We start from the raw sequence: 26,176 nt of genomic DNA on the forward strand, positions 1-26,176 counted from the left end.
AACCGACGCGCAGCGGTAGTTCAGTCGGTTAGAATACCGGCCTGTCACGCCGGGGGTCGCGGGTTCGAGTCCCGTCCGCTGCGCCATATTTTCAAGATCAGGTTTTCCTGGTTTGAGATTGAAAGCCTTAGGGCCTCGATCAGACGATTTAAAAGTTTCACCTGGATGTAAGTCCAAGCGATACGCAGCGGTAGTTCAGTCGGTTAGAATACCGGCCTGTCACGCCGGGGGTCGCGGGTTCGAGTCCCGTCCGCTGCGCCATATATGCTTCAAGGACCACTGAACGCCTTGATGCAGCGAAACAGCAAAGACCCTGGTCGCAAGACCGGGGTTTTTTGTTTTTCGCCTCTGTGGTTTCTGTCGTTATGATTCGCCCACAAAAAACCGCCTGGCTGGCGGTTTTTTTGTCGGTGATGAAAAGCCACGTCAGAAGCCGAGCTTGTCCCGCAGGCTGTAATACCAGGCCCCCAGGGCGCTGAATGGGACGCGCAGTGCGTGCCCGCCAGGGAAGGGGTAGTGGGGCAGGTTGGCGAAGGCGTCGAAGCGCTCTGCCTGGCCTCTCAGGGCCTCTGCCAGGACCTTGCCGGCCAGATGGGTATAGGTCACGCCATGGCCGCTGCAGCCCTGGGAGTAATAGATGTTGTCCCCCAGGCGGCCAACTTGCGGCAAGCGCGACAACGTCAGTAGGAAGTTGCCGGTCCAGGCATAGTCGATCTTCACATCCTTGAGCTGCGGGAAAGCCTTGAGCATTTTCGGGCGGATGATTGCCTCGATGTTCGCTGGATCCCGGGCGCCATATACCACGCCGCCGCCGAAGATCAGTCGCTTGTCGCCGGAGAGTCGATAGTAATCGAGCAGGTAATTGCAGTCTTCGACGCAATAGTCCTGGGGCAGCAGGCTGGCTGCCAGTTCGTCGCCCAGGGGCTCGGTGGTGACCACCTGGGTGCCGCAAGGCATGGACTTGGCTGCGAGCTCCGGAATCAGGTTGCCCAGGTAGGCGTTGCCGGCAACGATGACGAACTTGGCGCGGACCCTGCCCTGGGGGGTGTGCACCACGGGAGAGGCTCCACGCTCGATGCGCACTGCCGGGGATTGTTCGTGGATGACACCGCCCAGGGACTCGACGGCGGCCGCTTCGCCCAATGCCAGGTTCAGTGGGTGGATGTGGCCACCGCTCATATCAAGCATGCCACCCTGGTACTGGTCGCTGGCCACGACTTCGCGAATCCGGCGCTCATCCAGCAGTTCCAGTTGAGTGTGGCCGTAACGCTCCCACAGGCGCTTCTGTGACTCCAGGTGAGCCATCTGCTTGCCCGTCAGGGCTGCGAACACGCCACCGTCCTTCAAGTCGCACTGGATCTTGTGCTTGGCGATGCGCTCGCGAATGATCTTGCCGCCCTCGAATGCCATCTGTCCCAGCAGTTGCGCTTGCTTGGGGCCGACGCTGCGCTCGATCACATCGATGTCGCGGCTGTAGCTGTTGACGATCTGGCCGCCGTTGCGTCCGGATGCGCCGAAGCCGACCCTGGCGGCCTCCAGCACGGTGACGCGAAAGCCGCTCTCCAGGAGGAAGAGGGCGCTGGACAGGCCTGTGTAACCCGCACCGATCACGCATACGTCGGTTTCCATCTCGCCTTGCAGTTGGGGGCGTTCCGGGGCGGCGTTGGCTGAAGCGGCGTAATAGGACTGTGGGTATGGAATGTGCGCCATCCTGCGGCCTCTTGTGTTTAATATATTTTACGAGTGCGGCGATGCTACCTGAGTTGCAAATGGGCTGCCAGAGCAGAAGAAAAACTTCTTCGCCCTCGGGAAATTAAAAAATTCGCATATTCATAGGCTTAGCTGAAAAAAGGTGTTGACACCCCTCCGGAATTCCGTAGAATGCCGCCTCACAGCAGGCACGTAGCTCAGTTGGTTAGAGCACCACCTTGACATGGTGGGGGTCGTTGGTTCGAGTCCAATCGCGCCTACCAAACAAAATCCGCTCTGCTGGGCGGTCTGAAAAAGGGTTCACCGAAAGGTGAACCCTTTTTTCGTTATGGGGCTTTTTCACGGCCTTTGCCAAATCCCTCCGATCTTCCCGGTGCCCGCTGCATAGGCTGTCTTGCCCACGCTGAGCTGATGCCTGGTGTTGCTCTGATGACGCCTCAGGTTCCTTTTATTCCTCGTTACCTGGCCGTTTGTACGCGTGGCGTGATGGCGCGTGTAGCCACTTGGTGGATGCTGGTGCGGCTGGCACATGCATTTTGCTGCGCAAATATGAAAGGTGGCGAACAAGCCGTGAAAATAAAACAGCGGTGGCTGTATCGCTGGCAGCCATTTCTGTCTGTGTTTTTCCCCGAGGACAGCAAAAAAAATCATAACTCCGTGTTTTTTATGGCGAAAATTTAGCGTCCTGGTTCTTCTGATAGATGAAAGATGGCTTTCGATGAACGCATTCTTGGGATCTTCGTCGTTGGCTAGGCAGCGAGCGCAGGTGGCTCCAGAGCGGCAGCAAACGAGACGCTTGCGTTAATTATCATCATCAGATGCCAGGGGAGGGTGCGGGGCAGCGTCGGTCGTCGCCCAAGCCCTGAGGATGCGTCTGCTGCAGTTGATTGAAAGCGTCGACAGATTGCCTGCCGGTGCTGCCAGGCTAGGGGGAGGGGCGGCCATTACCCCGTGACCTGGCTGGTGATCAATGATTGATGGGTTAGAGGTTGGCCTCTGGGTTGCCCAGGCGTTTGAGCAGGGGTTCGAGTTCTGGGCGCTTGCTCGCCCATTCATCTTTTGTGATGCCAAGCAATGCCACGTCAATCCGCACACCTTCCTTGAGAATGTGCTTGCGGCGGGTGCCTTCAAGCTTGAAACCAAACTTCAAATGCATGTTGATCACAGCGGTATTTGTTTCCAGTACCTCGCAATTGAGTTTCTCCAGGCCTGCTTCATTGAATGAGTAATCAAGCATCCAGAATTCCACCCTGCTCCCGAGGCCTTTTCCCTGTCGCTCGGAGTCCAGGTAGAAGGCCCAGTCCGCGGTTCGGTGCAGGCTATTGATGGCATTGAGTGAAACGACACCGACCGCCTGTTCATCCTGGATAACGACAAATACCTTTTGCCGCAGGTTGCCCTGGAGGGAAGCCAGCCAATCCTGGTGTTCGCTTTCGGTGATTTCGTGGGAGGTGTACATGTGCTTTCGAACGGGCTCCTGGTTACGCAAGTTGCGTATATGTGCTTGAAGCTCGGAGCTGGCGTCGAGCAGCGGCAGGAATCGCATGCAAATATCCTTATATGAACCGAGGAAGCCGGGAGGGAATCTTGCCATGATCGAGGCAGGATTTATCTGACCGGGCGCACCTCCGGGGCTGTCGCCGGATAAACTTTTCGAGTCGAGGGCAAAGGGCAGGCATGGTGCCTGCCTTTGTCTTGTTGCGGTGGGAGGGAGCTGGCCGATGACCGACTCCCCGTGCCGGCAGGGTTTCAGTTGCCTGGCGTGAAAGCGCTGCCGTTGAAGGTGCGCACCGGATTGCCGCGTTCCACCTGGTGGTGGGCGTAGCGGCGATCCTGGCGCAGCTGCTCCTGGTCTTGCTGTTGCCGGGCTTCCAGGCGCTGCTGGATCAACAGGCGCGCCAGGCGCTTGTTGTCATGCTGGCTGCGCTCGGATTGCACCTTCACGCTGATGCCGGTAGCCAGGTGCGTGGCACGCACGGCGGAGTCCGTGGTGTTCACATGCTGGCCGCCGGGACCTGAGGCACGCATGGCTTCGAAGCGGATCTCGCTGTCCTGGGCGCCCTGGGGCGGATTGAACAGCTGGCCGGCGAAATACCAGTTCTTGCGCTTGTGGCCGGGCCGCGAAGGGCTCTTGCAGCTCCACAGCAGGGTGCCGGTCCAGCGCCGGGCAAGCTCCTCGGCCTGCTCGCCGTCGAGGCTGGTCAGGACCGACTTGCAGTGGTTGCCGCCATACCCGGCAACCTGCTCCACGATATCGATACGAACGCCCAGGATCTGGGCCTCGCGATACAGTTGGCGTAAGGCCTTGCTCACGGCGATTTCACACTCCACCGGGCCCTGGGCGGAGGAGAGTTGCAGCAACAACATCAGCAGCACCCCCGGCGCTTGTAGGTCAGTACCGGCTTGAGCCGGGCGATGATCTTCACCAGTCCGGCATCTCGCAGGCTACCTACTACGCTATCGATGCTCTTGTAGGCCTCGGGGGCCTCCTCGTACATCAAGCCGCGGTCTTCGCAGATCACCCGGCTGCCCAGTTGGGTGCGCTTGAGCTGCTCGAAACTGAAGCGTGCATCCAGGCGGCCCTTGCAGTCGCTGCGCAGCCATTTGCGCCCGGCCCCATGGGCCAGGGAATAGAGGCTGGCGGTTGCCGGGATGGGTTGTACCAGGTAGCTGTAGTCGCCCCGGGAGCCCGGGATGACCACCGGTCCCACGTCAGAAGGCGTGGCCCCTTTGCGATGCAGCCAGCCACTGACTCCGTCGACGTTGGCCGGCGATACCAGGTTGTGGTTGATGTCCAGTACGGCATGTCCCTTGGCCCGCAGGTTGCAAAGCAGCCGCTCGGCGATCAGTCGGCGATTGGCCTCGGCGAAGCGCAAGGCCTCATTGTGCTGCTGCAGATACTGGGCGCCGGCGACGCTGTCGACTTCCAGGGGCTGATGCCCATGCTGGTCCACATGGCGGCGCAGAATGGCTTCCCCCAGGCCCCGGGAGCCGCTGTGCACCAGCAGGAGCAGGGCCTTGGAGTTCAGATCCAGTGCTTGCAGGGCCTCGGTGTCGTACACCTGGTCGAGTTGCTGCAGCTCGGCGAAGTGGTTGCCACCCCCAATGGTGCCCAGGGAGTGCTCGTGGCCAGTCACCGGTAGGCCCAATTGCGCACGTTCTTCATCCCACTGCTCATCCAGCGGAAGGTCGATGTTGCCGATCTTCTTTTCCAGCTTGTCGAGGTTCGGGCGAATGCTGGAAATATCGGTTTGCCACAGCGCCATGCCGCAGCCGATGTCGTTGCCCACCAGGGCTGGGTAGATCACCTCGGTGGAGAAAAATGCCGCGCCTACCGGGTAGCCTCGGCCGGGATGCAAGTCGGGCATGCCGACGACCTGGCGCATGCCGGGCAGTTGGGCGGTGGTATGCAGTTGCTGGAGCGCTTTGTCTTCGATCCAGGTGGTGTCGGAGGCGATCAGAGAGACGCCGCTCGACAAATGACGGATGCAAGTGTCCATGTCCAATTCCTGATTGGAAAAAATATTCAGGTAATGGCAGGACGAAGCGGGATTAAGCGAAGGCGCTAACGAATAGCGGATGCAGCGTTTAAACCAGGCACGTCCTGCAAGGGGTGATCAGCTGTTCCATGATGAGTCTCCTTGTCAAAAGTGTGGGAAGGGGCGCGAAGGTTAATCGTTTGTCCCGTGGCTGGCAATGGGCCATTTTTCAGAATGGGCACCTTCGCCAATGGCCGTGGTCGTAACAACCATCACATTGTCGAATGAGGATGGTTATGCAGACCTTCGGTGAGCGCTTGAAAGAACAGCGCAAGGCGCTGGGGCTCTCCCAGCAGGAGTTCGGGGCTATCGGTGGAGTCGAGGCCAATGCCCAGGGGCGCTATGAGAGCGGTGAACGGGTACCCAAGTCGGATTACCTGATGGCGATCGGACGCCATGGGGTAGATCTGCTCTACGTATTGACCGGCGAGCCTTCACGCCTGCCCGAGGGCAGCCTGAGCGCCGATGAAAGCAGCATCATCCAGAACTACCGCCATCTTGGCGACGACGACCAGGAGGCTATTGCCCAGCTGGCGTCGTCCCTGGCCGAATGCTGAAGCCTGGTGCGGGTTTTTTCTCGGCCCTGGACGGCTTTTTTCCAGCGCCTGGGCGATACTCTCGCGTTTCACGGACCAGGAGGCAGCATGCGGGTTTTGATGGCGGTAACGGTGGCGGCCCTGTTGGCCGGCTGCGCGAGCTCTAACATGGATGATGCGCGGGCCAAAGCTCCCGCCAAGACCTTGAGCTCGGCCAAGGCCGATCAGTTGGTGGCGCAGTGTGTGCAGTTCGCCTGGCAGGATGAGGCGGTATTCGGTGTCGATGCCGCAGCCTATCTGGAGTCGGGCAAGGGCGGTGGCTATACGGTGTATAGCCGGTCCGCCGAATCCTTCGTGGATATCAAGGCGGAGGCGGCGGCGACTACCGTTCGCTTCTACGCCGTCGAAGACAATTTCGTCTCCAAGCGCCGCCTGGCGGCTTTGGCCACCTGCTTGTAGTTTTCCCTGGCGCAGCCTTCAACGCGTTTCCTGCAAACCCGGCCCTGGCCGGGTTTTGTCGTTTCTGGAACTTGGATTTTTCGGGATTAGTTTCAAGTTCTTCTCTGGAATAAATCGGGGAGAAGTCATTTTTACTCCAGAAAAGCGTGTAATACATTGACTCTTCAAATTGTCAGCGCAAATAAGGAAGTCCAGGGTTTAGTGGGGTTTGCGCTGTTTTTTGCAAATTGTCCGAAGTGGTTACTTGTCGAGCGCATGAAAAAAGAAGGAAAAAGTGCGCTAAGTTAAAGGTGCTCGCCAAGAGCGAGTTTTAATTAATCAATGGAGTGAAAGAAATGAATAAGCCACAAACTCAACTTAAACATGGTCGTGTCGTATCTCCTTCCAGCCGCGGTGCGGTCGCGGTGGATCTGGGTCTCCTGGGCACCTGGCAGGTCAACGAAATGGAAGGCGGAAAGAACTTGCCGGCCCTGGGCGCTGGACCGTTCCCGGCCCCTTACGGCAGCGACGAACCCAGTGTCGCACCGCCTGCAGATGGCCATATCCTCAGCGGCGGCAAGACCGATGCGCGTGATTGTGTCAACTTCACCGACGAAGAAATGTCGAAGAAACTCAATCGTCCATTCAGCTGGCCGCTGGTGAACGTGGAGCCTGGGCAAGTATTCCGGGTGCAGTGGGTTTACAGCGCTCCACACGTTACCCGTGGGTATAGCTGGTTCATCACCAAAGATGGTTGGGATCCGAAACAACGGATCAGCCGTGCGCAACTTGAGCCCAAGGCTTTTTACCAGGATTTCTATACTCAAGTTCCGTATCACGCTCATGGCCCGGAATTGAAAGCCAAGACCGAACATGAAGTCGTGCTGCCCAAGAACAAGAAGGGGCACCATGTTGTAGTTCTGGCCTGGATTGTGGCCAATACCGGTAACGCTTTCTATCAGGCCTTCGATCTGGACTTCAAGTAAGTTGCAGTGGAAGAAACTCTTTTAATAGTTCTGAAGGAATAGAACATGGATAAAATCGACTTTTCCTTGATCAAGAGTCAAGCCGCCGATGCCGCATCGCTGATGCCCAGCCTCGCCGGCAAGAAGATCCTCATGGGCTTCTGGCACAACTGGGCCGCTGGCGCCGCCGATGGTTACCAGCGCGGGCAGTTCGCCAACCTGAGCCTGCTGGATGTACCCAAGGAGTACAACGTGGTGGCGGTGGCCTTCATGAAAGGCAACGGCATTCCCACCTTCAAGCCCTACAACCTGTCTGACGTCGAGTTCCGGCGTCAGGTGGGCGTACTCAACAGCCAGGGGCGGGCAGTGTTGATTTCCCTGGGTGGCGCCGATGCGCATATCGAGTTGCACAAGGGCAACGAGCAGCCTTTGGCCAACGAGATCATCCGCCTGGTCGAAACCTATGGCTTCGATGGCCTGGACATCGACCTGGAGCAGAGCGCCATCGACTTCGCCGATAACAAGAGCGTGCTGCCAGCGGCATTGAAACTGGTAAAGGATCATTACGCCGGCCAGGGCAAGCACTTCATCATCAGCATGGCGCCGGAGTTCCCGTACCTGACCAGCAGTGGCAAGTACCTGCCGTACTTGCAGGCGCTGGAGGGCTACTACGACTTCATCGCCCCGCAGTACTACAACCAGGGCGGTGATGGCCTGTGGGTAGCGGAGGCCAACGGTGGTCGTGGGGCCTGGCTTGCCCAGAGCAACGACCAGGTGAAGGAGGACTTCCTGTTCTACCTCACCGACAGCCTGGCTTCCGGCACTCGTGGCTTCACTCGCATCCCGGCGGACAAGCTGGCGATCGGCCTGCCAAGCAACGTCGATGCGGCGGCTACCGGGTACGTCATCGATCCGGCGGCGTTGACCAATACCTTCAAGCGCTTGCATAAGGCTGGCCATGCCATCAAGGGGCTGATGACCTGGTCGGTGAACTGGGATGCCGGCACCAGCCGGCAGGGAGCGCACTACAACTGGGAGTTTTGCAATCGCTACGCGCCGCTGATCCATGGCGATGGCGGTGAACCGGAGCGCCCACCGGCACCTGGCAACCTGGCGGTATCGGGCCGTAGCCGCAACAGCATCAGCCTGGGCTGGAGCGTGGTCGGCGGCGAACGTCCGGTGGAGTTCTATTCCCTGTATCGCGACGGTCGGCCAGTGGCCAAGACGCCTGCTCCAGGCGTCGAGGACCAGGGCCTGCAACCTGATACCGAGTACAGCTACTTCGTCACTGCCACCGATATCCAGGGGCAGGAGTCGTTACCCAGTCGCAGCGTGACAGCCAGGACTGCCGGTGGCGAGGTAGACCCGGGCTTCCCGCAGTGGCGCGTCAGCCAGCACTACCGCAAGGAAGACGGTGTGAGCTTTGAGGGCAATCGCTACCTGTGCCTTCAGGAGCACACCTCCAACCCGGCGTGGACGCCTTCGGTGGCTTTCACCTTGTGGCGCAAGGTATTGCTGGAGCGCCATGCTTGAGCATGGCGGGTCATTGCTGGATTGGATGGCCAGGCGACCCAGGTGCGGATCTTGCGATCCGTGCCTGGGTCGTTTTTTTTGTCTTGCACATTTCCCGGAGGCGGCGGATGCCGCGCCCATGGACTATTAATTGAGCTGCCCGGATTTCTCGATCAACCAGATGGAGGTGAGCGCGATGCTGATGCAGTGGATGTTGGCGGCTGTGCACTTGCTGGCGTTTGCCGGCGCTTTCGCGGCGGTGCTGGCCCGTGCCGCAGCCTTGGGGCGCCTGGTCCGTGGCGAGTCCAGCTACCGATCGGTGTTGCTGGTCGACAATGCCTGGGGGCTGACCGCGCTGGTGCTGCTGGTGACCGGCTTGTTGCGGGCTTTCGGCGGTTACGGCAAGGGCACCGACTACTATCTGCAGCAGCCGTTGTTCCATCTGAAAATGGCCTTGTTCATCGGCATCCTGCTGCTGGAGGTCTTTCCCATGTTGAGTCTGGTCCGCTGGCGTATCGCCCTGGCACGCGGGACGCAGCCGGATATCGCCCGGGCTTCTTCGTTCGTCCGGACCAGCCAGTTGCAGGCGCTGTTGCTGGTGCTGCTGGTGGTCGCGGCCAGCGGTATGGCGCGGGGAGTAGGGCTGGCGCAGCTGTAGGCTGGAACTTTGTAATCAATGGTAAGCGCTACTGCATTGGCCTGGGCTTGGGAGTAGTCTCGCGACTCGATCAATGAACGATGGATGCCGCGATGACCCCAGGGTTTCAGATGAACAAGCTGGTCCCGGAACTGCTGGTCACGAACCTGGACCGCAGCCTGGAATTTTATTGCACCATCCTGGGCTTCAGGGTCGAGTACCAGCGACCGGAGTCCGGCTTTGCCTTTCTTGATTTCAACGGTGCCCAGCTGATGCTGGAGGAGGACGACCAGGAGCCGTCTCCCTGGCGCGTGGAGCCCTTGGAGGCGCCTTTCGGGCGCGGGATGAACCTGTCGATCGAGTGCCCGGACATTCGCGTCTTGGCGCAGGCCCTGGTCCACGCCGGCATCATGCTGCGCCGGGATATCCAGGAGTGCTGGTATCGGCAAGATGATCGCCTTTGCGGACAGTCGAACCTGCTGGTGCTCGACCCGGATGGCTACCTGCTGCGTTTCACCCAGGCGCTGGGTTTCAGGCCGGCCTAGTCCTGGTCTGGGGCGACGCCTGCAGAGCGGGGCGTCGCGTATCGGGAGTCAGGGATGGAGTGTGAGTCGGGGAGGAGAGTCGTCAGTGATGAGGGGTGGTCTGGTGCCTGGGAGTCTGTGGTGCTTGCCGCCCTGTCGGGGCATGCAGCGGGATTGCGGGAAAAAGCTCAAGGCGAACAAGGTATACGCCGCGCCAATCGTAGCGCGCGGGCCGAAGACTGATGCTCATGGGGCTCAAGGGGTTTCGCGTTTGTCCGGTGCGGTGAGGCCCGCCTGGATACGTTGGTAGATTTCTTCACGGTGGACCGCGACGTCTTTTGGCGCATTGATGCCGATGCGGACTTGCTGGCCGCTGACGCCGAGGATGGTGATCGTAATGTCGTCACCGATGTTGATGCTTTCACCGACTTTGCGGGTGAGTATCAGCATGATCTTCTCCTTGATAGCTTGGTAGGGCACCAGATTGAAACAGTGCAGAGGTCGGTCTTAGGTATAGATTAGTGCGAAGTTCCACTAAGTGGGTGCCTCTTTCTGACGCGCAGAAGATCTATAAATTCCCAAGGCGCAACTATACAGATGCAATAAAATTCATTCTTCCTGTTTCGGCTCGATTTTGTGACGAGGTCTCTCGAGCCTTGGGTGGTAAAATCGCCGAGTCAGATTTTCTAGGGGTAGGTTGTGCGCACGATAGCGATGATGTTAGCCGCATTGGCGGTAGTGGGTTTGGCCGGTTGTGGCGAAGGCAAGCGAGCCGAGGTGAGCAAGAATGTCGCGGCTGCGGAGCAGGGTCCCCCGGCGGTGGCCGCCACTTCTGCGCAATGGGATGTGCTGGTGGGTAGCGAGCTGCCCCAGGCGGTGAGCGACCTCACCGGCTGGTTGATCGAGCACGGGATCATCTCCAGCGTGGTGACGGTGGACGGCAAGCAGCGAGTGCTGGTCGGACCTTTTGCATCCCAGGCCGAAGCCGAGGCGAAGAAGACCGAAGTGGTCGAGAAGCTGGTCAAGGCGAAGAAGCGCGATATCGATGTCACGGTGATCGAGCACCAGAGCGCGCAGTAGGCCGGGTTTCCTTCCTGGAGTATCGCCCGCGTCCTGCGGGCGATTGCAGGTCAGCCGCAGGCCTTGAGGTTGACCGTTCCGACGAATTCGTTGCCGCGTCCCATCACGCACGCCACGCTCTGGTTGCGTTGGCGCTCCCAGTCCTGCACCGGATAGGTCTTGTTCCAGGCTTCGAAAAGTTGCCGGTCCTGCTTTGACAGGCGCAAGCCGTATTGCTTGCTCATATAGAAGTAGGTACGGGCGATCATGCCGCGGATCGACGGCCTGGGCATGACCTTCTTGGCCTTGAAGTCCACCTGGGTCAGGCAGGACCCGTATTGGCCAGACTGCTCCGGCAGCCAGCCGAAGCTGAAGTTGCTGCGATCGCCATTCACCTCGCCGATGCTCGGTACCAGGTTGTGCAGGTCGGCTTCGGCTCGCTGGTAGACGGTGTCGTTGCGCGAACAATTCTTGCGGCCGCCTTGCTGCCAGCACTGGCGCTGATGGCCGATCTGCCAGGCCGGCACTATGTGTTCCCACTCGATGCGCTCGGCGCGCTTGGCATTCTTGCGGGGTACGTAGCCGCAGGCGGCCAGGTTCACTCGATTGCCCCTGTACTTGCAGCCGCAATAGAACTCGGTGGACTGGGGGGCGTAGAGTTTCCAGGCAACCTTCTTGGCCTCGCTGAAAGTGCGGGGGGCGTCGGCCTGGACGGTGGAGCTAAGGAGCAACAGCAGTACAGCGAAACAACGAACGATCATCAGCTCAATCTTCCTTCGGTACGACCCAGAAAATCTGCACGCCACCATCGTCGCGATAGGCGAGGGTGACGTTGTCGTTTTCGGCGATCTCTTCCAGCAGGCGCTCCCATTCGTCCTGGGGTTCATCGGCGAGGCGGAAGATCAAGGCGGCTTTGGCTTTTTGAGCGGTAGGAGAGTTGATGATCTTTTGGATGCGTACACCCAGGCGTTCGTAGGAGCTGAGGGGTGTTTGGGATGAGGCCACGGAACAATCCTTATTAAGCTGTACGTGCATACAGTATTTAACTGTAGGGCATTTCGCAACTGCTTAAAATTCAAGAAGTTCCTCTGACAACGCTTTGCGCGTTTGTCTCATACATGCTGGAAATTTTTTAAGGCGGGACAAGAAGCAGCGTGATCTGGGATCAAGGACCACTCGCCCGGGCGGGCGAGTGGAGGCAAGCCTGCTCGACCGGGGCCGGTCGAGCAGCGGGAATCAGTATTCCCAGAACATGCGTTGCAGTTCCTTGCTGTCCTGGGTCTTGGTCAGGGCGACCATGGCCAGGATGCGGGCTTTCTGCGGGTTCAGGTCGTGAGCCACGACCCAGTCGTTCTTGTCGTCAGGCTGTTCGGCGTTACGCAGTACGAAACCACCAGCATTGACGTGGGAAGAACGGATGATCTGCACGCCGTTCTTGCGCAGTTCCTGCAGGGCCGGTACCACGCGGGAAGATACCGAGCCGTTGCCGGTGCCAGCGTGGATGATGGCCTTGGCGCCGCTCTGGGCCAGGGCCTTGTAGGCGGTGTCGCTGACGTTGCCGTAGCCGTAGGCGATTTCTACGTCAGGCAGGCTCTTGATGTTCTTGATGTCGAATTCCGAGTCCATGGTGTGGCGCTTGGCTGGCAGGCGGAACCAGTAGGACTTGCCTTCCACCACCATGCCCAGCGGGCCCCATGGGCTCTTGAAGGCTTCGGTCTTGATGTTGATCATCTTGCTGACGTCGCGACCGGACTGGATCTCGTCGTTCATGGTCACCAGTACGCCTTTGCCCCGGGAGCTTTTGTTGCCGGCCACGGATACGGCGTTGTACAGGTTGAGCATGCCGTCCGCGGACATGGCGGTGCCTGGGCGCATGGAGCCGACTACGACGATTGGCTTGTCGGTTTTTTCCACCAGGTTGAGGAAGTAGGCAGTCTCTTCCAGGGTGTCGGTACCGTGGGTGATGACGATACCGTCCACGTCCTTGCTGTCGGCCAGCTCGGCTACGCGGCGACCCAGTTGCAGCAGGTTTTCATTGGTGATGCTTTCCGAGGCGATCTGCATCACTTGCTCGCCACGTACGTTGGCCACTTGGCTCAACTCGGGGATGCCGGCGATCAGTTGTTCGATGCCGACCTTGGCTGCCTGGTAGGTGGCGCTGTTGGCCGCGCTGGCGCCGGCGCCGGCAATGGTGCCGCCGGTGGCAAGGATCACCACGTTGGAGAGCTTCTGTTGGGTTTCGGCTTCCTTGGCCTGCAGGGCTGCGGGCAGGAGCATGAGCAGGGCCAAAGCGCCCGGAACGAAGGTTTTGAAGGCAGATTTCATTGTTTTCTCTCTAGTAGTGAGACGGTGCTGGTGCAGGTTCATCTAGAAACACCTCGGCTGCAGATCTGTATGCGGCGGGGCATCGCGGGTTGAGCAGGATCTGTACCAGCGCTACCTTGGCCGGATAAGTATTTTAACTTACTGATTTATATCAATTTTATTTCTGTTTTTGGCGGGCCTCGGCAGGCTTGTGTCCGGGTTTCCGAACGTTTCGGAGTGTGGCGTTCGGCAATCCGAAAGCGACAGTCGTCAGCCGCAGGCGGGCTTTTCGCTCATGAATTAAAGATTGTTCTGACGCGGTCGATGAGTCTTTTAGGATTTTTTTAACCAGGAGTTCATATGTCGCTGTCAGTCGGATTTCCAGGGCCGGGGGCCATTCTGATCAATGGCAAGTCGCCCGCGACCATCAATGCATTGAGCGATGCCAGTGCCGAGGGCGCTCCGGCAGCGCTGGGTACTGAAGACTCGGGTACTTTGCGCGTCGGCTCGGCCAAGCAGGCGGAAAAGGCCGAGGGCGGCGATGCGGGTGGCGAGGGCGACAACCACAGCATCGTCGTCAAGATGCTGCTCAAGCGCATGCAGGAGCTGCAAGAGCAGCTCAAGCAGCAGCAACAGCAACTGGCCGCTGCCCAGGCCGCCAGCTATCCGACACCCGAGGCCAAGCAGACTGCGGTCATGGCCATCCAGGGGCAGGTAGCGCAAACCAACGCTGCACTGGCTGAAGTTTCGGGCAACCTGGTTCGCGAGCTGGCCAAGGAATCAGGCTCCTCCGGCAAGTTGGTGAATACCTCCGCTTGATCAGCAGCCGCCCAGTGCCAAGCGCTGGGCGGCTGCTTCCTCTTGGCCATCGGCGCAGCTGTGCGCCGATGGCACCTTCGCGTAGTAATCAGCGTTGACAAACCCCGGTCGGGTTCGCATAGTTCGCCTTACGCAAACGTTTGCGCGGACTTCCGGCAAGGATAATCGACTATCTTTTCCGCACCTCCAGGCCGTTGAGCGATACCCGGCACCTGGTTGTGCATGTCATCCAAGCGTTGCCCACAATAATCATAAGATCGGAGTGAACCCATGAAGCTGCCCTTTGCTGGACGTCTGCTTGCCGCCGCTGTCCTGGCCGCCACCTGCTCAGCGCTTCCCCTCTCTTCGGCCTATGCCGATACCCCGCAGAAACCCAAGGTCGCCCTGGTCATGAAATCCCTGGCCAACGAGTTTTTCCTGACCATGGAAGACGGTGCCAAGGCCTACCAGAAAGAACACCCGTCCGACTTCGACCTGGTGTCCAACGGCATCAAGGATGAAACCGATACCGCCAACCAGATCCGCATCGTCGAGCAGATGATCGTCTCCAAGGTCAATGCCCTGGTGATCGCGCCCGCCGACTCCAAGGCGATGGTGCCGGTGATCAAGAAGGCCGTGGATGCCGGGATCACGGTGATCAACATCGACAACCAGCTCGACCCTGGCGTGCTCAAGAGCAAGAACATCAGCGTACCGTTCGTAGGTCCCGACAACCGCAAGGGCGCCCGCCTGGTGGGCGAGTACCTGGCCAAGCAGCTCAAGGCCGGGGACGAAGTGGCGATCATCGAAGGGGTCTCCACCACTACCAATGCCCAGCAGCGTACCGCTGGCTTCAAGGACGCCATGGAGGCCGCGCAGATCAAGGTGGTATCCCTGCAGTCCGGTGACTGGGAAATCGACGCGGGCAACCGTGTCGCCGCGGCCATGCTCAGCGAATACCCGAACCTCAAGGCGCTGCTGGCCGGTAACGACAGCATGGCCGTCGGCGCGGTATCCGCGGTGCGCGCAGCAGGCAAGGCCGGCAAGGTGCAGGTGGTCGGCTACGACAACATCAATGCCATCAAGCCGATGCTCAAGGATGGCCGGGTCCTGGCCACCGCCGACCAGTTCGCCGCCAAGCAGGCTGTGTTCGGCATCGAGGCTGCGCTGAAGATCCTCAAGGGCGAGAAGGTCGACAGCGGCGCCAACGGCGTGATCGAAACTCCGGTCGAACTGGTCACCAAGTAGTCCTCCCGGCGGTACAACGGCGCCCATCCGGCGGATGGGCGGATGGAGAGTCTTTATGTCTGTTTCCGCTGCGAACGCTGTCCTTTCGGTCAGCGCTATCGGCAAGACCTATGCGCAACCGGTACTGACCGGCATCGACCTGACGCTGCTGCGTGGTGAAGTGCTGGCGCTGACCGGCGAGAACGGCGCCGGCAAGAGCACCCTGTCGAAGATCATCGGTGGCCTGGTCAGCCCCACCACCGGCCATATGCGTTTCAATGGCCAGGATTATCGCCCGGGCAGTCGTACCCAGGCCGAGGAACTGGGCATCCGCATGGTCATGCAGGAGCTCAACCTGCTGCCGACCCTGTCGGTAGCCGAGAACCTGTTCCTCCACAACTTGCCCAGCCAGGGTGGCTGGATCAGCCGCAAGCAACTGCGCAAGGCGGCGATCGAGGCCATGGCCCAGGTCGGCCTCGACGCCATCGATCCCGACACCCTGGTGGGTGAGCTGGGGATCGGCCACCAGCAGATGGTGGAGATCGCCCGCAACCTGATCGGCGACTGCCATGTGCTGATCCTTGATGAGCCGACCGCGATGCTCACCGCCCGGGAGGTGGAAATGCTCTTCGAGCAGATCACCCGGCTGCAGGCCCGTGGCGTATCGATCATCTATATCTCCCATCGCCTGGAAGAGCTGGCCCGGGTGGCCCAGCGCATCGCCGTGCTGCGCGACGGTTGCCTGGTTTGTGTCGAGCCGATGGCCGATTACAACAGCGAGCAACTGGTGAACCTGATGGTGGGGCGCGAGCTGGGCGAACATATCGACCTGGGCGACCGCAACATCGGCGCGCCGGCACTGACCGTCAGCCACCTCAGTCGTGCGGACAAGGTCCGCGATGTGTCCTTCCAGGTGCGCAGCGGCGAGATCTTCGGTATCTCCGGATTGATCGGGGCAGGGCGCACCGAGTTGTTGCGCCTGATCTTCGGCGCCGACATCGCCGACAGCGGCAGCATTGCCCTGGGCGCTCCGGCGCGGACGGTGAGCATCCGCTCCCCGGTGGACGCGGTGGCCAACGGCATTGCCCTGATCACCGAGGATCGCAAGGGCGAGGGCCTGCTACTGACCCAGTCCATCAGCGCGAACATCGCCCTGGGCAACATGCCGGCGATTTCCAGCGGCGGCCTGGTCAAGGCCGAGGATGAAGAACAGCTGGCGCGCCGGCAGATCGATGCGATGCGGATCCGCAGTTCCAGTCCGGCGCAGTTGGTGTCCGAACTCTCCGGCGGCAACCAGCAGAAAGTGGTGATCGGCCGTTGGCTTGAACGCGACTGTTCGGTGCTGCTGTTCGATGAGCCGACCCGGGGGATCGACGTCGGTGCCAAGTTCGATATCTATGGCTTGCTGGGTGAGCTGACGCGCCAGGGCAAGGCCCTGGTGGTGGTTTCCAGTGACCTGCGGGAGCTGATGCTGATTTGCGATCGCATCGGCGTGCTGTCGGCCGGGCGTCTGATCGACACCTTCGAGCGTGACAGCTGGACCCAGGATGAATTGCTTGCCGCCGCGTTCGCCGGCTATCAAAAACGAGATGCGTTGCTCAATGAAGCGGCGCCTAGGAATGCATCATGAAAACTGCACCTGCAAGCGGCAAGCGCGGCGGCCAATATTATGGCCTCGGTACCTACCTGGGGCTGGCGGGGGCCCTGCTGGGGATGATCGTCCTGTTCTCCGTGCTCAGCAGCCATTTCCTGTCCTACGACACCTTCAGCACCCTGGCCAACCAGATTCCGGACCTGATGGTGCTGGCGGTGGGCATGACCTTCGTCCTGATCATCGGCGGCATCGACCTGTCCGTCGGCTCGGTGCTGGCCCTGGCGGCCTCAGCTGTCAGCGTGGCGATCCTCGGCTGGGGCTGGAGCGTGGTGCCGGCGGCCTTGCTGGGCATGGCCGCTGCCGCGCTGGCTGGCACCATCACCGGCTCGATCACCGTGGCCTGGCGCATCCCGTCGTTCATCGTGTCCCTGGGCGTGCTGGAAATGGCCCGGGGCGTGGCGTACCAGATGACCGGTTCGCGCACGGCCTATATCGGCGACGCCTTCGCCTGGCTGTCGAATCCGATTGCCTTTGGCATTTCGCCGTCGTTTATCATTGCCCTGTTGATCATCTTCCTGGCCCAGGCGGTGCTGACCCGTACCGTGTTCGGCCGCTACCTGATCGGCATCGGCACCAACGAAGAGGCAGTGCGCCTGGCGGGAATCAATCCCAAGCCCTACAAGATCCTGGTGTTCAGCCTGATGGGGCTGTTGGCGGGTATCGCCGCGCTGTTCCAGATTTCCCGCCTTGAGGCGGCTGACCCGAACGCAGGCTCCGGCCTGGAGCTGCAGGTCATCGCTGCGGTGGTGATCGGCGGCACCAGCCTGATGGGTGGACGCGGCTCGGTGATCAGCACCTTCTTCGGCGTCTTGATCATTTCCGTGCTGGCTGCAGGTCTTGCGCAAATCGGCGCAACCGAACCGACCAAGCGCATCATCACCGGCGCGGTCATCGTGATTGCCGTGGTGCTCGATACCTATCGCAGCCAGCGCGCCAACCGGCGGGTTTGATTCATGGCAACAATCAAGGATGTGGCGGCGCTGGCGGGAATTTCCTATACCACGGTGTCCCATGTACTGAACAAGACACGGCCGGTCAGCGAAGAAGTGCGGCTCAAGGTCGAAGCGGCGATCCAGCGCCTGGACTACGTGCCCAGCGCGGTGGCTCGTTCGCTCAAGGCCAAGACCACCGCCACCATCGGTTTGCTGGTGCCCAACAGTCTCAATCCGTACTTCGCCGAATTGGCGCGGGGTATCGAGGATTACTGCGAGCGCAACGGCTATTGCGTGATCCTCTGCAACTCCGACGACGATCCGGACAAGCAGCGCAACTACCTGCGGGTGCTGCTGGAGAAACGCATCGACGGGCTGATCGTGACCTCCGTCGGTGGCGACAGCGGCTTGGCCCAAGGGCTGCTCGGGGTGCGTACGCCCATGGTGATCGTCGACCGTGGCCTGGAGGGCGTGGATGCCGACCTGGTGCGCATCGACCACCAGTACGGTGCCTACCTGGCGACCCGGCATTTGCTGGAGCTGGGGCATCGCGACATCGCCTGTGTAGGCGGCCCGGCCAATACCAGCGTGACCCAGATGCGCCTGGCGGGCTTTCACCAGGCGTTGCGCGAGGCGGGAGTCGAGGTGCCGGCACAACGCATCCTGGAGAGCGATTTCAGCAGCACCGGGGGTTACTTGGCGGCGGCGCAACTGCTGGACGGGAATCCGCCGAGCGCGATCTTCGCTACCAACGACATGATGGGCATCGGCGTGTTGCGTGCTGCGGCGGAGCGCAATATCCGCGTGCCCGGCGAGCTGTCGGTGATCGGGTTCGACGACATCTTGTTGAGCCGTTATGTCTATCCGGCGCTGACCACTGTGGGCCAGTCGATCCTGCAGTTGGGCGAGACCGCGGCGGAGCTGTTGCTGCGCCGTATCGCCACGCGGGACCTGCCGCTGGACCAGCGCATCGTCACGCCGAGCATCGTCTTGCGGGAATCGACCGCGCCCGTTGCTGGCGCGTTTGTGCAATACCGCTGAACCTTATTGATTGAGTATCGATGTATGCCAGCAAAAGTAGTGGTAGTGGGTAGCCTCAACATGGACCTGGTGACCCGGGCCGAGCGCTTGCCTCGGGGTGGCGAGACGCTGGCGGGCAAGTCCTTTGCCACGGTGTCCGGCGGCAAGGGTGCCAACCAGGCGGTGGCGGCAGCCAGGCTGGGTGCGGAAGTAGCCATGGTCGGCTGCGTTGGCGACGATGCCTATGGCGTGCAGTTGCGTGATGCGTTGCTCGCCGAGGGCATCGATTGCCAGGCCGTGAGCGTGGTCGAGGGTTCCAGTGGCGTGGCCCTGATCGTGGTGGATGACAGCAGCCAGAACGCCATCGTCATCGTTGCCGGTGGCAACGGCCAACTTGTGCCCGAGAAAGTAGCGGCCGTGGACGCGGTATTGCAGCAGGCCGAGGTGATCATTTGCCAGCTCGAGGTGCCGCTGGCCACGGTGGGCTACAGCCTCCAGCGTGGTCGTGAGCTGGGCAAGACGGTGATTCTCAATCCTGCGCCAGCCAGTGGACCTTTGCCGGAGCAGTGGTACGCCTCGATCGACTACCTGATTCCCAACGAAAGCGAGGCCGGCGCACTCAGCGGCGTGGTCGTCGATTCGCTGGAAAGCGCCGAGCAGGCGGCCAACCGCTTGCTCGCCGCTGGTGCCGGCAAGGTCATCATCACCTTGGGTGCCCAGGGTTCATTGTTCGCCGATGGCAGCCGCTTCGAGCATTTCCCGGCGCCCAAGGTGCAGGCCCTCGATACCACGGCGGCGGGGGACACCTTCGTCGGCGGCTTCGCTGCCGCGTTGGCGGCCGGCAAGAGCGAGGCCGAGGCCATCCGTTTCGGTCAGGTGGCGGCGGCCCTGTCGGTGACTCGTGCCGGCGCCCAGCCTTCCATTCCCACTCAGTCCGACGTCCAGGCGTTCATTCCCTCATGAAAAAGACCCCTTTGCTCAACATCGCCCTGTCGCGCCTCATCGCTTCCCTGGGGCATGGCGATATCGTGGTGATCGGCGATGCCGGTTTGCCGGTGCCGCCCGGAGTCGAGCTGATCGACCTGGCGCTGACCCATGGCGTTCCCGACTTTCTCGCTACCCTCAAGGTGCTGCTCAGCGAGATGCAGGTGGAGCGCCACGTGCTGGCCGAGGAAATCCTGCTCAAGCGGCCGACGCCGCTACCAGCCCTCGACGCCTTGGCCGCGGCCGGCGAGCTGGGGCAGCGCCAGCTCCTGAGTCATGAAGAGTTCAAGGTGCTCAGTCGCCAGGCCCGTGCCGTGGTCCGCACCGGTGAATGCCAGCCGTACTGCAACATCGCCCTGATCGCCGGAGTGACTTTCTAGTTCGCCAACCGGTTTTTCCCACTTTGCACAAGGAGTGCGCTATGCGCCGCTATGCTCAGCTGTTCCACCACTGGTTCCGGAGTCTACTGCTCTTGTCTCTACTCACTGCTACCGGCGCCCAGGCGGCGGAGAAGATCGATCTAATCATCGATACCGACCCGGGGGCCGACGATGTGGTGGCCTTGTTGTTCGCCCTGGCGTCGCCCGAGGAACTGCATGTTCGCGCCTTGACCACCGTGGCCGGCAACGTGCGCCTGGACAAGACCTCGCGCAATGCGCGCCTGGCGCGTGAATGGGCCGGGCGCGAGGAGGTTCCGGTGTACGCTGGTGCCCCTGCGCCTTTGCTGCGCACGCCCATCTATGCCGAAAACATCCATGGCAAGGAAGGTATCTCCGGGGTCACGGTGCATGAGCCCAAGGCTCCCCTGGCCAAGGGCAGTGCGATCAACTACCTGATCGACACGCTGCGGGCGGCCAAGCCCCACAGCATCACCATCGCCATGCTTGGCCCTCAGACCAACCTGGCGCTGGCGCTGATCCAGGCTCCCGACATCACCCAGGGCATCAAGGAGGTGGTGGTCATGGGTGGTGCACATTTCAACGGTGGCAATATCACTCCGGTGGCGGAGTTCAACCTGTACGCCGATCCCCAGGCTGCCGAAGTGGTGCTCAAGAGTGGCGTCAAGCTGACCTACCTGCCGCTGGATGTCACCCACAAGATCCTCACCAGCGATGCGCGCCTGCAGAAGATCGCGGCGTTGAACAACAATGCCAGCAAGGTGGTGGGCGATATTCTCAACGAGTACGTCAAGGGCGATATGGAGCACTACGGCATTCCAGGTGGTCCGGTGCACGATGCGACCGTGATCGCCTACCTGCTCAAGCCTGAGCTGTTCACCGGGCGCCAGGCCAACATGGTCGTCGACAGTCGCGAAGGGCCTACCTTCGGCCAGACCATCGTGGACTGGTATGACGGCCTGAAGCAGCCGAAGAATGTGTTCTGGGTCGAGAACGGCAACGCCCAGGGCTTTTTCGATCTGCTCACCGAGCGCCTGGCTCGCCTGAAATAAGCATCGCCCCCGCAGGCGCCTGCCTGCGGGGTTCTACTCCCGGCGGCTTGTCGGGTACTTCTCGAATACCTGGTTCATGAACGCCTGGGCCGACTCCGCCCCCAGCTCCCTGACCAACAAGTCGACGCCGATGATCGCCAGTTCTTCCGGGCTTGCGGGGCTATAGGAGCATTGGCCTTGGGGCCATCTGGCCTTGATGTCGGCGTCGATGTTGACGATGGGCATGACGGTCTCGCTGGTTCTGTGGAGGTGGGCTGGCAAGGTCGCAGAGTTAAGCATGTCGCCCTGGTTTACGCACTGCGACTTAGGCATCAGGCGAGGGGTGTGCGACACTGCGGCTTTTCCGCGTTCAAGGAAGCCTGTGTGCAAATCGATCTGAACCAGCCTGATGCCCTGACTGCGCAAGCGGTGCGCCAATTGCTGGCTTCGGCCAGCGACGACGTCCACACCCAATTGCGCGTGAGCAAGAGCGGTATCGCCTATATTTCCTCGGGAGTGGTGGGCGGCGTCCAGATCGATAACGTGCTGTTTCGCCTGGAGACCTGGGCTGCTGGCTCCGGTTACGTAGGGGAGGTGGCCGCTAGCGATGAGGCCTGGGTGATGCAGGTCCTCAATGCGCTCAAGCAGAACTGGCCGAAGCCTGCATTCGACTACATCGATATCTACTGAGCGTCATTCATATCCAGTGACGATTGTCCGCTGAAACCGGAAGGTCGGCTGAGGCAGACTTGCCCGCCCCGTTCCATGGGGCAAAATGCCATTTCGTTTTGCAACCAAACTCGAAATCGACTGTCGCACGATCTCTGTATATTTTTGAAAAAGGAGGCTTCATGCCTTGGAAGTTCGCTTCATTCGCAACCTTGTTGGCCGTCGCAGTCCTGGGTGGCTGCAGTACCGGCGGGTCGACCAAGGAACCCGTGGCCGCAGCCGAGGCTGGGCATACTCGTTGTGAAGCAACCGCCGCCGAATTCGCCATCGGCAAGAAGGCCTCTGCGGAACTGCTCGAGCAAGCCCGTACCCGCGCTGGTGCGCAGTACGCGCGCTTCCTCAAGCCCAACGACATGATTACGCTGGAGTACCGCTCCGATCGCCTGAATCTCAATACCGACGCCGATCTGGTGGTCACTCGGGTCAATTGCGGTTAAGGCTGCAGGTTTACCCGCCCACAAAAAACCCCGTCACATGGACGGGGTTTTTTTAGCTCGCTGAGAAATTACTCAGGGCGAACTTGTGCAGCTTGCATACCCTTTTGGCCTTTCTCAGCCACGAAGGAAACGGTCTGGCCTTCTTTCAGGCTTTTGAAACCGTCGGATTCGATAGCTTTGAAGTGTACGAACAGGTCGTCACCGCCACCTTGAGGAGTGATGAAACCGAAGCCTTTTTCATCGTTGAACCATTTTACGGTGCCGGTTTGGCGATTAGACATGGTGTATCTCCAAGAAACATATATTTTCAGTAGTGCTGTGTTGCTCAGGCCAACTGGGCACACCGGGCTATCATAGTCGAAATGTTCGGCTTGGGAGCCCCCTGCAGAGGTTGTTTGCCTGGCGCTTTGGTGGGTTTTTCTGCTTGGGTTGGCTGCAGGCCCCGGTTTAAGGGGCTCTCGTGGGAAAACAAGCGGTGATAAAAAAACCGTAAAAGCTGCATTTCAGTGCAGGAAGGCCGCGTTTCAGCCTGCTTGGCTAGCGTCGATGCGGCCGTTCTCGCTCCTGGCGGTGTCGGGTTACTTGGTCACCCGGCACGCGGCAATGGCATCGAGTGCCCGAGTGCGCAGGTCGGCACTGGGTTGCTTGGTCTTGCTCATCAGTTCCTTGATTTCCTCGGTAGTGAACTTGTCATTCAGCTTTTCGGCACCGCAGGCGCAATGCTGCTCGGCGCTTTTGGCATCGATGCTCTGGCTGGCCGCTGCGGTGCAGTCCTTCATGTAGTCGGCACGGGCGCCGGCTGGCCAGGCGGCCTGGGCGCTCAGGGGCAGCAGCAGGGCGAGCGGAGCGGCTAGGGCAAGCAGGTTGGTGAGGCGCATGGGTCGATTTCTCCTGAAGTCGGTAGCAAAGGCGACGATTCTCGGGGCATTTGAGGGCTGGCGTACATGCCAAGTTCACTTTCTTCAATAAAAGACCGGAAACTGCAAATTGCGAAGTTTGCCGCACGATGATTGTGATTTTTCTGTGCTAGCATGCCCGGCTTGGGTGTTTTCAGGCTTTGGATGTTTCACTTTCCCTCGCGGTCGATACCTTTTTTTGATTTGAATTCCAGTCACTCTGGTTCGTCCCTGGCAGGCCGAAAGGTCTCTGCCACTGTGAGGCAGGCTTTCCCGTGGGAAAGGCAGGGCGGATCTTGTACTGGCTCATCCCAACCCACGTGACCTTTGGTAGGGGTCACCACTAGGAGAGGAGGCGCCATGCCCACTATTACTCTTCCCGATGGCAGTCAACGTTCGTTCGACAAGGCCGTATCCGTAGCTGAAGTCGCCGCCTCGATCGGCGCCGGCCTGGCCAAGGCCACCCTGGCAGGCAAGGTCGATGGCAAGCTGGTCGATGCTTGCGACCTGATCGAACACGATGCCACTTTGCAGATCATCACCCCCAAAGATGAAGAGGGACTGGAGATCATCCGTCACTCGTGCGCCCACTTGATCGGCCACGCGGTGAAGCAGCTGTATCCGACCGCCAAGATGGTGATCGGCCCGGTGATCGACGAAGGCTTCTATTACGATATCGCCTACGAGCGTCCTTTCACTCCGGACGACCTGGCCGCCATCGAGCAGCGCATGCACCAGCTGATCGACAAGGACTACGATGTCATCAAGAAGATGACCCCGCGCGCGCAAGTCATCGACGTGTTCCAGAACCGTGGCGAAGACTACAAGTTGCGCCTGGTGGAAGACATGCCCAACGAAACCGCCATGGGCCTGTACTATCACGAAGAATATGTCGACATGTGCCGCGGTCCGCACGTGCCGAACACGCGTTTCCTCAAGGCTTTCAAGCTGACCAAGCTGTCTGGTGCCTACTGGCGCGGTGATGCCAAGAATGAGCAGTTGCAGCGCGTCTATGGCACCGCCTGGGCCGACAAGAAGCAATTGGCTGCCTACATCCAGCGTATCGAAGAAGCCGAGAAGCGCGACCATCGCAAGATCGGCAAGCAACTGGACCTGTTCCACCTGCAGGAAGAAGCGCCAGGCATGGTGTTCTGGCACGCCAACGGCTGGACCATCTACCAGGTGCTCGAGCAGTACATGCGCAATATACAGCGCGAAAACGGCTATCTCGAGATCAAGACCCCGCAAGTCGTCGACCGTATCCTTTGGGAGCGTTCCGGCCACTGGTCAAACTACGCCGAGAACATGTTCACCACGTCCTCGGAAAGTCGTGACTACGCGGTCAAGCCGATGAACTGCCCATGCCACGTACAGGTGTTCAACCAGGGCCTGAAGTCCTACCGTGACCTGCCACTGCGTCTGGCCGAGTTCGGTGCCTGCCACCGTAACGAGCCGTCTGGCGCCCTGCACGGCATCATGCGCGTGCGTGGTTTCGTCCAGGACGATGCGCACATTTTCTGCACCGAAGAACAGGTGAAGAAAGAAGCCGCTGACTTCATCAAGCTGACTTTGGACGTCTACAAGGACTTCGGCTTCAGTGACATCGCGATGAAACTGTCGACTCGTCCGGCCAAGCGCGTGGGCTCCGAAGAGCTGTGGGATCGCGCCGAGGGTGCCTTGGCCGATGCCTTGAACGAGTCCGGCCTGGAGTGGGAATACCAGCCGGGAGAGGGCGCGTTCTACGGCCCGAAGATCGAGTTCACCCTGCGTGACTGCCTCGGCCGTAACTGGCAGTGTGGTACTCTGCAGTACGATCCAAACCTTCCAGAACGTCTGGATGCCAGCTATATCGCCGAAGATAACAGCCGTGTTCGCCCGGTTATGTTGCATCGAGCGATCCTGGGTTCGTTCGAGCGTTTCATCGGCATGCTGATCGAGCATTACGCAGGTGTGTTCCCGGCTTGGCTGGCGCCAACCCAGGCGGTGATCATGAATATCACCGACAAACAGGCCGATTTCGCCCTCGAGGTGGAAAAAACACTCAACCAAAGCGGATTTCGTGCCAAGTCCGACTTGAGAAATGAAAAGATCGGCTTTAAAATCCGCGAGCATACTTTGCTCAAGGTTCCCTATCTCTTGGTTATTGGAGATCGGGAGGTCGAGATGCAGACTGTCGCTGTGCGTACCCGCGAAGGTGAAGACTTGGGCTCGATGCCTGTCGCCCAGTTCTCGGCGTTGCTCGCACAAGCGGTTTCCCGGCGTGGTCGCCAAGATTCGGAGTAATTACTATTAAGCGTGATATGAGACAAGATAAACGAGCTGCACCGAAGGCCCCGATCAACGAGAATATCTCGGCACGCGAGGTTCGGTTAATTGGCGCTGACGGCGAGCAGATTGGCATCGTCTCGATTGATGAAGCGCTCCGTATAGCTGAAGAAGCCAAACTGGATCTGGTGGAAATTTCCGCCGACGCAGTCCCGCCTGTTTGCCGGGTGATGGACTACGGCAAGTCGATCTTCGAAAAGAAGAAACAGCTTGCTGCCGCGAAGAAGAACCAGAAGCAGATTCAGGTTAAAGAAATCAAGTTTCGTCCAGGGACGGAGGAAGGGGATTACCAGGTAAAACTACGCAACCTGGTACGTTTCCTGAGTGACGGGGACAGGGCCAAGGTTTCCTTGCGATTCCGCGGCCGTGAGATGGCCCACCAGGAGCTGGGGATGGAACTCCTCAAGCGGGTTGAAACTGACCTGCAAGAGTACGGTTCGGTCGAACAGCATCCTAAGATGGAAGGACGCCAGCTGATCATGGTCATCGCCCCGAAAAAGAAGAAGTAATCAACAGGGCAC

The 26,176-nt window shown here is 60.1% G+C and carries 31 protein-coding genes and 3 tRNA genes; 23 read left to right on the top strand and 11 right to left on the bottom strand.

Annotated elements, in window-relative coordinates; all coding sequences use genetic code 11:
- Nucleotides 1-9 precede the first annotated feature (9 nt).
- Nucleotides 10-86, top strand: a tRNA-Asp gene (locus C4K40_RS10475).
- Nucleotides 87-184: 98 nt separating this feature from the next.
- Nucleotides 185-261 (top strand) — tRNA-Asp (locus C4K40_RS10480).
- Between the two features lie 165 nt (nucleotides 262-426).
- Here C4K40_RS10480 and C4K40_RS10485 read toward each other — a convergent pair.
- The gene (locus C4K40_RS10485; RefSeq protein ID WP_053138133.1) at nucleotides 427-1,710 is read right to left on the bottom strand and encodes an FAD-binding oxidoreductase; all 1,284 of its coding nucleotides are present in this window, start codon (nucleotides 1,708-1,710) and stop codon (nucleotides 427-429) included.
- A 186-nt stretch (nucleotides 1,711-1,896) separates the two neighbouring features.
- Between C4K40_RS10485 and C4K40_RS10490 the strand changes: the two genes are divergently transcribed.
- Together C4K40_RS10490 and C4K40_RS10495 are read left to right on the top strand one after the other, a co-directional pair.
- Nucleotides 1,897-1,973: transfer RNA gene (locus C4K40_RS10490), tRNA-Val, on the top strand.
- A 166-nt stretch (nucleotides 1,974-2,139) separates the two neighbouring features.
- Complete coding sequence (locus C4K40_RS10495) at nucleotides 2,140-2,391, top strand: hypothetical protein (RefSeq protein WP_124421282.1); 252 nt, start codon at nucleotides 2,140-2,142, stop codon at nucleotides 2,389-2,391.
- Nucleotides 2,392-2,692: 301 nt separating this feature from the next.
- Here C4K40_RS10495 and pseH read toward each other — a convergent pair whose 3' ends face one another.
- The 3 genes from pseH to C4K40_RS10510 all read right to left on the bottom strand — a co-directional run bounded on the left by pseH (nucleotide 2,693) and on the right by C4K40_RS10510 (nucleotide 5,210).
- Nucleotides 2,693-3,256, bottom strand: a complete 564-nt coding sequence (pseH, locus tag C4K40_RS10500; RefSeq protein ID WP_053138135.1) for a UDP-4-amino-4,6-dideoxy-N-acetyl-beta-L-altrosamine N-acetyltransferase — start codon at nucleotides 3,254-3,256, stop codon at nucleotides 2,693-2,695.
- A 203-nt stretch (nucleotides 3,257-3,459) separates the two neighbouring features.
- Nucleotides 3,460-4,077, bottom strand: a complete 618-nt coding sequence (gene prfH, locus C4K40_RS10505; RefSeq protein ID WP_053138392.1) for a peptide chain release factor H — start codon at nucleotides 4,075-4,077, stop codon at nucleotides 3,460-3,462.
- Nucleotides 4,077-5,210 (bottom strand): RNA ligase RtcB family protein, encoded by a 1,134-nt coding sequence (locus C4K40_RS10510; protein ID WP_053138138.1) that lies wholly within the window; start codon nucleotides 5,208-5,210, stop codon nucleotides 4,077-4,079. Before C4K40_RS10510 ends, prfH begins: the two co-directional genes overlap by 1 nt.
- A 275-nt stretch (nucleotides 5,211-5,485) precedes the next feature.
- Here C4K40_RS10510 and C4K40_RS10515 point away from each other — a divergent pair, with 275 nt between their 5' ends.
- The 6 genes from C4K40_RS10515 (at nucleotide 5,486) to C4K40_RS10540 (ending at nucleotide 9,882) form a co-directional block, all read left to right on the top strand.
- A complete protein-coding gene (locus C4K40_RS10515; RefSeq protein WP_053138141.1) occupies nucleotides 5,486-5,806 on the top strand; it encodes a helix-turn-helix domain-containing protein in 321 nt (106 codons plus the stop codon).
- Between the two features lie 87 nt (nucleotides 5,807-5,893).
- Complete coding sequence (locus C4K40_RS10520) at nucleotides 5,894-6,244, top strand: hypothetical protein (RefSeq protein ID WP_053138143.1); 351 nt, start codon at nucleotides 5,894-5,896, stop codon at nucleotides 6,242-6,244.
- 335 nt (nucleotides 6,245-6,579) lie between these two features.
- Nucleotides 6,580-7,209: a lytic polysaccharide monooxygenase auxiliary activity family 9 protein gene (locus C4K40_RS10525; protein ID WP_031321399.1), complete on the top strand. Its 630-nt coding sequence runs from the start codon at nucleotides 6,580-6,582 to the stop codon at nucleotides 7,207-7,209.
- Between the two features lie 45 nt (nucleotides 7,210-7,254).
- Nucleotides 7,255-8,721, top strand: a complete 1,467-nt coding sequence (locus C4K40_RS10530) for a carbohydrate-binding protein (RefSeq protein WP_053138145.1) — start codon at nucleotides 7,255-7,257, stop codon at nucleotides 8,719-8,721.
- 175 nt (nucleotides 8,722-8,896) lie between these two features.
- The gene (locus C4K40_RS10535; RefSeq protein ID WP_031321401.1) at nucleotides 8,897-9,358 is read left to right on the top strand and encodes a DUF2214 family protein; all 462 of its coding nucleotides are present in this window, start codon (nucleotides 8,897-8,899) and stop codon (nucleotides 9,356-9,358) included.
- Nucleotides 9,359-9,450: 92 nt separating this feature from the next.
- Nucleotides 9,451-9,882 (top strand): VOC family protein, encoded by a 432-nt coding sequence (locus C4K40_RS10540; RefSeq protein ID WP_053138147.1) that lies wholly within the window; start codon nucleotides 9,451-9,453, stop codon nucleotides 9,880-9,882.
- A 234-nt stretch (nucleotides 9,883-10,116) separates the two neighbouring features.
- Here C4K40_RS10540 and csrA read toward each other — a convergent pair whose 3' ends face one another.
- The gene (gene csrA, locus C4K40_RS10545; RefSeq protein ID WP_007920550.1) at nucleotides 10,117-10,311 is read right to left on the bottom strand and encodes a carbon storage regulator CsrA; all 195 of its coding nucleotides are present in this window, start codon (nucleotides 10,309-10,311) and stop codon (nucleotides 10,117-10,119) included.
- A 267-nt stretch (nucleotides 10,312-10,578) separates the two neighbouring features.
- On the opposite strand from csrA, the gene C4K40_RS10550 reads away from it, so the two are divergent.
- Nucleotides 10,579-10,941 carry an SPOR domain-containing protein gene (locus C4K40_RS10550; protein ID WP_371263527.1) on the top strand — a complete coding sequence of 121 codons (363 nt, stop codon included), beginning with the start codon at nucleotides 10,579-10,581 and terminating at the stop codon, nucleotides 10,939-10,941.
- A gap of 50 nt (nucleotides 10,942-10,991) precedes the next feature.
- On the opposite strand, the gene C4K40_RS10555 is transcribed toward C4K40_RS10550, so the two are convergent.
- The 3 genes from C4K40_RS10555 to C4K40_RS10565 form a co-directional block, all read right to left on the bottom strand.
- Nucleotides 10,992-11,681 (bottom strand): endonuclease, encoded by a 690-nt coding sequence (locus C4K40_RS10555; protein WP_053138151.1) that lies wholly within the window; start codon nucleotides 11,679-11,681, stop codon nucleotides 10,992-10,994.
- A gap of 4 nt (nucleotides 11,682-11,685) precedes the next feature.
- Complete coding sequence (locus tag C4K40_RS10560; RefSeq protein WP_053138153.1) at nucleotides 11,686-11,955, bottom strand: DUF1654 domain-containing protein; 270 nt, start codon at nucleotides 11,953-11,955, stop codon at nucleotides 11,686-11,688.
- Between the two features lie 201 nt (nucleotides 11,956-12,156).
- Nucleotides 12,157-13,245 (bottom strand): asparaginase, encoded by a 1,089-nt coding sequence (locus tag C4K40_RS10565; protein WP_053138156.1) that lies wholly within the window; start codon nucleotides 13,243-13,245, stop codon nucleotides 12,157-12,159.
- Nucleotides 13,246-13,584: 339 nt separating this feature from the next.
- On the opposite strand from C4K40_RS10565, the gene C4K40_RS10570 reads away from it, so the two are divergent.
- The 8 genes from C4K40_RS10570 to C4K40_RS10605 all read left to right on the top strand — a co-directional run bounded on the left by C4K40_RS10570 (nucleotide 13,585) and on the right by C4K40_RS10605 (nucleotide 21,289).
- Nucleotides 13,585-14,043, top strand: a complete 459-nt coding sequence (locus tag C4K40_RS10570) for a hypothetical protein (RefSeq protein WP_022643527.1) — start codon at nucleotides 13,585-13,587, stop codon at nucleotides 14,041-14,043.
- Between the two features lie 270 nt (nucleotides 14,044-14,313).
- On the top strand, nucleotides 14,314-15,270 hold the full coding sequence (locus C4K40_RS10575; protein ID WP_022643528.1) for a sugar ABC transporter substrate-binding protein: 957 nt from the start codon (nucleotides 14,314-14,316) through the stop codon (nucleotides 15,268-15,270).
- Between the two features lie 55 nt (nucleotides 15,271-15,325).
- Nucleotides 15,326-16,879 carry a sugar ABC transporter ATP-binding protein gene (locus C4K40_RS10580; protein ID WP_053138159.1) on the top strand — a complete coding sequence of 518 codons (1,554 nt, stop codon included), beginning with the start codon at nucleotides 15,326-15,328 and terminating at the stop codon, nucleotides 16,877-16,879.
- Nucleotides 16,876-17,853, top strand: coding sequence for an ABC transporter permease (locus C4K40_RS10585; RefSeq protein ID WP_022643530.1), 978 nt, complete (start codon nucleotides 16,876-16,878; stop codon nucleotides 17,851-17,853). Before C4K40_RS10580 ends, C4K40_RS10585 begins: the two co-directional genes overlap by 4 nt.
- Nucleotides 17,854-17,856: 3 nt before the next feature.
- A complete protein-coding gene (locus tag C4K40_RS10590; RefSeq protein WP_053138162.1) occupies nucleotides 17,857-18,876 on the top strand; it encodes a LacI family DNA-binding transcriptional regulator in 1,020 nt (339 codons plus the stop codon).
- A 24-nt stretch (nucleotides 18,877-18,900) separates the two neighbouring features.
- Nucleotides 18,901-19,818, top strand: a complete 918-nt coding sequence (gene rbsK, locus C4K40_RS10595) for a ribokinase (RefSeq protein ID WP_053138166.1) — start codon at nucleotides 18,901-18,903, stop codon at nucleotides 19,816-19,818.
- Nucleotides 19,815-20,219: a D-ribose pyranase gene (gene rbsD / locus C4K40_RS10600; protein ID WP_022643533.1), complete on the top strand. Its 405-nt coding sequence runs from the start codon at nucleotides 19,815-19,817 to the stop codon at nucleotides 20,217-20,219. The genes rbsK and rbsD overlap by 4 nt, the downstream gene beginning before the upstream one ends.
- Nucleotides 20,220-20,260: 41 nt before the next feature.
- Nucleotides 20,261-21,289 carry a nucleoside hydrolase gene (locus C4K40_RS10605; RefSeq protein ID WP_022643534.1) on the top strand — a complete coding sequence of 343 codons (1,029 nt, stop codon included), beginning with the start codon at nucleotides 20,261-20,263 and terminating at the stop codon, nucleotides 21,287-21,289.
- Nucleotides 21,290-21,322: 33 nt separating this feature from the next.
- Here the strand turns inward: C4K40_RS10605 and C4K40_RS10610 are convergent, their stop codons facing one another.
- On the bottom strand, nucleotides 21,323-21,514 hold the full coding sequence (locus C4K40_RS10610) for a hypothetical protein (protein ID WP_031321411.1): 192 nt from the start codon (nucleotides 21,512-21,514) through the stop codon (nucleotides 21,323-21,325).
- Between the two features lie 138 nt (nucleotides 21,515-21,652).
- On the opposite strand from C4K40_RS10610, the gene C4K40_RS10615 reads away from it, so the two are divergent.
- Entirely contained in the window at nucleotides 21,653-21,958 is a 306-nt protein-coding gene (locus tag C4K40_RS10615) for a hypothetical protein (protein WP_022643536.1), read from the top strand.
- Between the two features lie 161 nt (nucleotides 21,959-22,119).
- Nucleotides 22,120-22,434 carry an I78 family peptidase inhibitor gene (locus C4K40_RS10620; protein WP_022643537.1) on the top strand — a complete coding sequence of 105 codons (315 nt, stop codon included), beginning with the start codon at nucleotides 22,120-22,122 and terminating at the stop codon, nucleotides 22,432-22,434.
- Nucleotides 22,435-22,502: 68 nt separating this feature from the next.
- On the opposite strand, the gene C4K40_RS10625 is transcribed toward C4K40_RS10620, so the two are convergent.
- Both C4K40_RS10625 and C4K40_RS10630 read right to left on the bottom strand, forming a co-directional pair.
- Nucleotides 22,503-22,715 (bottom strand): cold-shock protein, encoded by a 213-nt coding sequence (locus C4K40_RS10625; RefSeq protein ID WP_003179963.1) that lies wholly within the window; start codon nucleotides 22,713-22,715, stop codon nucleotides 22,503-22,505.
- A 297-nt stretch (nucleotides 22,716-23,012) separates the two neighbouring features.
- Entirely contained in the window at nucleotides 23,013-23,312 is a 300-nt protein-coding gene (locus tag C4K40_RS10630) for a hypothetical protein (protein ID WP_022643538.1), read from the bottom strand.
- 378 nt (nucleotides 23,313-23,690) lie between these two features.
- Here C4K40_RS10630 and thrS point away from each other — a divergent pair, with 378 nt between their 5' ends.
- Nucleotides 23,691-25,613, top strand: coding sequence for a threonine--tRNA ligase (gene thrS, locus C4K40_RS10635; protein WP_022643539.1), 1,923 nt, complete (start codon nucleotides 23,691-23,693; stop codon nucleotides 25,611-25,613).
- Nucleotides 25,613-26,164, top strand: coding sequence for a translation initiation factor IF-3 (gene infC / locus C4K40_RS10640; protein WP_172681693.1), 552 nt, complete (start codon nucleotides 25,613-25,615; stop codon nucleotides 26,162-26,164). Before thrS ends, infC begins: the two co-directional genes overlap by 1 nt.
- Nucleotides 26,165-26,176: the final 12 nt, after the last annotated feature.

Source organism: Pseudomonas sp. CMR5c (assembly GCF_003850545.1).
Lineage (GTDB): Bacteria > Pseudomonadota > Gammaproteobacteria > Pseudomonadales > Pseudomonadaceae > Aquipseudomonas > Aquipseudomonas piscis.